This is a genomic window from Tunicatimonas sp., from assembly GCF_049647865.1.
GTDB lineage: Bacteria > Bacteroidota > Bacteroidia > Cytophagales > Cyclobacteriaceae > Tunicatimonas.
Genome location: NZ_JBARYM010000708.1, coordinates 1 through 3,311 on the forward strand (window position 1 = coordinate 1; position 3,311 = coordinate 3,311).

At 39.2% G+C, this 3,311-nt stretch carries 6 protein-coding genes and 1 pseudogene; all 7 read right to left on the reverse strand.

Annotation, left to right across the window (positions count from 1 at the left end; genetic code table 11):
- Nucleotides 1-337: 337 nt before the first annotated feature.
- Nucleotides 338-667: a type II toxin-antitoxin system RelE family toxin gene (locus tag WBA23_RS20725; protein ID WP_424584190.1), complete on the reverse strand. Its 330-nt coding sequence runs from the start codon at nt 665-667 to the stop codon at nt 338-340.
- Nucleotides 657-875, reverse strand: coding sequence for a hypothetical protein (locus WBA23_RS20730; RefSeq protein ID WP_424584191.1), 219 nt, complete (start codon nt 873-875; stop codon nt 657-659). Before WBA23_RS20730 ends, WBA23_RS20725 begins: the two co-directional genes overlap by 11 nt.
- A gap of 173 nt (nt 876-1,048) precedes the next feature.
- Nucleotides 1,049-1,459 (reverse strand): hypothetical protein, encoded by a 411-nt coding sequence (locus tag WBA23_RS20735; protein WP_424584192.1) that lies wholly within the window; start codon nt 1,457-1,459, stop codon nt 1,049-1,051.
- A 145-nt stretch (nt 1,460-1,604) separates the two neighbouring features.
- Nucleotides 1,605-2,108, reverse strand: coding sequence for a hypothetical protein (locus WBA23_RS20740; RefSeq protein ID WP_424584193.1), 504 nt, complete (start codon nt 2,106-2,108; stop codon nt 1,605-1,607).
- A 150-nt stretch (nt 2,109-2,258) separates the two neighbouring features.
- The gene (locus WBA23_RS20745) at nt 2,259-2,561 is read right to left on the reverse strand and encodes a type II toxin-antitoxin system RelE/ParE family toxin (RefSeq protein WP_424584194.1); all 303 of its coding nucleotides are present in this window, start codon (nt 2,559-2,561) and stop codon (nt 2,259-2,261) included.
- Nucleotides 2,549-2,731 carry a hypothetical protein gene (locus WBA23_RS20750; RefSeq protein WP_424584195.1) on the reverse strand — a complete coding sequence of 61 codons (183 nt, stop codon included), beginning with the start codon at nt 2,729-2,731 and terminating at the stop codon, nt 2,549-2,551. Before WBA23_RS20750 ends, WBA23_RS20745 begins: the two co-directional genes overlap by 13 nt.
- A 194-nt stretch (nt 2,732-2,925) precedes the next feature.
- A pseudogene (locus tag WBA23_RS20755) lies at nt 2,926-3,311 on the reverse strand (hypothetical protein); the annotation flags it as partial.

Genomic DNA, 3,311 nt, shown 5'->3' on the forward strand with positions numbered 1-3,311 from the left:
AAGTATCTCCGCTTGGAAAGTACCAAGTTTCTTTTGTTAGTCTCCATGAAGTGTTCTCTATATCAAAACTTGATTCAAAATCTTCTTTATCACATGAAATACTTAGTATTGACATAATCGGAATCAAAAACAGTCCTACAATTTTCGTTATGGCTTTCATATTTCTCATTATTAATTTTCATTATTTTCTTATGCTAGCAGCCAACGTATAATGCAGCCGTCGGGCCGGGGGTTTGTGAGATGTTAATTTTCAAGCTTCGACAGACTGACTTGAGGAAACCGAACTACCATACTAACGATTCCCCGGCTGGCGGCTGCATGGTGTTAGGCGCATTCTTCACTCATTAATTTCTTTGATCATCTCTTTCAAATTCTTGTCGTCTACGCTCTCCACCTCTGACTTATCATAAATAGTCAGTAGATAAATTTCCGCTTCTTCGGTAATCAAACAGGTGATCACACGCACCCCACCGCTTTTACCCTTTCCTTTGCTTTTAACAGCAACTCTGATTTTATAAGCATTTTGCCCCAGACTTTGCCCTTGTTCAGGATTAGCCATTAGATCTTGCTCAAATGCCTGTAGCTCGGCAAGTAACGACCTATATCTCTTCAGTAGTTTCTTGGCCTGTCTTTTGAACCGAGGGGTGGGAATTACCTTATAATTCATTTAGAAAGTCAGATAAAGTTTGTTTAGGAAGTTTACCAGCCCTCATCTGTTCAACTTCTTGAAAAGCTGCTGTCAAATCTTCTTTCACCTGAAAAGCTTGTTCATATTTCTCAATTCTTTTCTCAAGCTTCTTCCAGTCTTCAATCGGAATTTGAACAGCGGTCAAGTTTCCCTCTTTATCGTTCAAATATTGTAGTTGTACCTTCATATTTTATTCTACGACGTTTCTATAATTTAGATTGCGCCTAACGCCAAGGCTAGCCATCATACCGGGCCTTGTTTGCGCTTTTCTTTCAATTTACAATTATCTTTCGTTGGAGCGACAAGCAATCGCACTCGTTTTTCTGCCCGGTTGGGGCTAGCTGATGTTGGTACCCGTTTTCATCCCCATTTAAAGCACCTTATGTTCCAAAAGTATGTCGCGCATACTGATTGATCATCTTTCACTGCTGGTTTCCACTTCATCCGTTGAATCGCCGCTCTAACTTTTGATTTATATTCTTCTGTAACATTCAAGTCAATGAAATCAATATCCACAACCCCACCATCTCGGCTGATTGTTAATTCTGCTATCATTTCAGTCGGAATCAAACCACTTTGCTTCATTGATTCACTTAGAATTGGGGTCAACTTTTGAGTCGCAAAATTCATAATGTCTTTTAGTCCTTCACCGTATTGTGGTTCAGAATCTAAACTTTCGCTGTCAGCTATCGAGTCACATTCGTTATCAATTTGAGCAATCAATTGAGTTGTCAGTGAAAGTAGAATTAATATCGTCAATAGCTTTTTCATTATTCAATGGGTACCAACGGCTGAGGCATATGTGGGCCGTCTTGTTTGCTAATTCATTTTCGTTTATCAGTATTGTAACTTGGCGCAATTAACTTGCTAGTTTGTGTTCGCCAGGCTCACAGATGCATAGTGTTAGGGGGTGTATTCAATCACCTTGATGAATCCATACAAACTTCTCACCATCATAATAAATCAATCCTCCTGATCCTTCCTCTTCCCTCACTGATATTGCTGGATGGTTCAATCTTACTTCTTCTGTCCCCTTGATATCACCATTGGAATAAAAGGTAGTTCCATAAGTTGTCTTATCACTATTAACGCTCCATATATCTAGCCATTTGAAATCATTTCCTCCAGGGCCAAAAGTATTACCACCTCCCGCAAGAAAATACATATTCTCCGATTTAAACAAGATAAGTACTCCCCTTTTGCCATTGTCTTTTCTTTCTACCGGAATTGCTAAATCTTTAGCCCCATCACCAGTAAAATCAGCTTCTAGGAATCGAGGATCAACAAATTCTCCAATCTGAAATATTTCAGTTGATATCTGTTCATTGAATCTTTCAAATCCCCATTCTGGCATTTTGCTAGTCGACTGAGCAAACAACCATGTTGGTGACAGGATTAATATTGTAATTAGTGTTTTCATTTTTTATACCCCCTAACGATCGGTGCAGCCGTCGGGCCGGGGATGGTGAGCACTTATCTTCCAGGTATCAACGTACTGACTTAGAGAAACGAAACTTTCATGCTCTCGCTTCACCCGGCTGGCGGCTGCATGGTGTTAGGCGACGTCTTCTCATCCGAAGATGGACTCTTCAGTTAGAGGACGCAATCCATTGTGGACGGTCAGTATATCTATGCGTTCATCGGACACTACATGATAAACGATCCGATAATTCTTGTAAATCATCTCTCTGATTTCTTCCTGTTCTACTTCAGGGACCATTCTGCCAATTTGTGGATGTTTTTCCAGCAAAGTCTCCTTTTCGAAAATCTTGTTGGTGAGTTGCTCAGCATATTTGGCCGAGCGAGGCTGATAGTACTCTCTGATCTCGTATATGTCCTCAATGGCCTGACGAGTCCAATTTACTTTGACCATTCTTTGAGCATTTCTTTGGCTTCCAGAGATGAATATACCTCGCCTTGCTTGGACTGTTCTAATCCAATTTCAATTTTTTGCAGCAAAATCAACTTGTCCATCAATTCATCAATGGAAAACTGGGTTGGCATTTCCTTTAAGCTGTTTAGTACTTGGTCTTTCGTTATCATAGCTTGTCTTTTTGCCAATATACAAATAATTCCTCTGCGCAGACTTTTAATTCCAATGTCGCCTAACGACCAGGGCAGCCCACGGCCGGGTTGTTGGCGTTGATCTTTCGTTTATTATTTTGGCTAATTGGAGCAAATAAAATACAAGTGTCAATTTCGCTAGGCTGGGGGCTGAGCACTGTTGGCGGTAGTTTTCAATCAGTCCAATTTTCAAGTTTGCCATTATTCTCCAGCCAAATTTCAATATAAACTTCTTCTTCAATGGGTATTCCATTCATTTTTAAAATATCAAATTTTAATCCTTTTAGTCCTTTTTTAATAGCTCTTATGCAGTAATTATATTCATTTCTGTCCCAAAATTCCTTTATTTCTGCTTTTGTTTGATATTCAGCCATCGTCACCTTACTTATTTCTCCATTTCTATTAATAGTTATTAGGTACTTTTCTGAACAATCAAAATCATCAATCTTTTTCCACTTGATTTTTTCAAGTTCTTTGAAGATTACAGTTGAAACTGTGTCTTGATATCTGCGATTTATTCTGTCAGGTTCATCAAAGTAGTTGCTTATCTCAGAAGTAC